General features: G+C 40.0%; 1 protein-coding gene. It reads right to left on the bottom strand.

The window, feature by feature from the left end:
* The coding region (locus ACFIL3_RS10880; RefSeq protein WP_375682284.1) for a tyrosine-type recombinase/integrase at nt 1-657 on the bottom strand (657 nt) is incomplete at both ends.

Below are 657 nucleotides of genomic sequence, written 5' to 3' on the forward strand. Positions count from 1 at the left end.
GAATGTTTCTTCTCCAATAGGACCAACTTCAAGCGTTTTGGCTAATTCCGGTAAAATAGGTAGAAAGACATCTGTTTTAAATTGGCTCTTTTCTGTTTTGATGTGAATGATATTATCTTTGACGTCTTTCCAGCTAATGCGGACCGCATCACCACGACGCAGACCCGTGTAAAGAAGAACATCAATCCAAACACGTTCATGGGTACCATGTGACCAGCATTGGTAATATTTTTCAACATCTTCTTCTGTCCAAACGGGAAAGCCCTCTTTATTTTTAAGAGGAGGTCTTGTGATACCTAAAGTAGGGTTGCTTTCCAAAAGTCCGTGTTCAATTGCCCATTTAAAAAGCCCATTTAGGGATTGTAGAAAGTCTCTAGCCATTGCTGGTGTTTCTTTGCGCCGTTCAACACCGGCTATGATATGTTTCTTTTCGATTGCTTGGTATGAAATGTGACCTATAGTATCGCACACTTTCATAAGAGTGTATTCTCTTTGTTTCTTTGTGGCTTTAGCGAGGTTATGCCAATTGGAGCTATTAAAATACTGTTTAAGGAGCCATGCGAATGAACCTTCGACTAGCTTACCAGTTTTTGATTTAGGAAGTATAAGCCCTTGTAACTCGGCAAGTGCGCTTTTGTAGTTATCAACAAACTCTTG

It is taken from the genome of Bartonella sp. CE47NXGY, from assembly GCF_042195415.1.
Lineage (GTDB): Bacteria > Pseudomonadota > Alphaproteobacteria > Rhizobiales > Rhizobiaceae > Bartonella.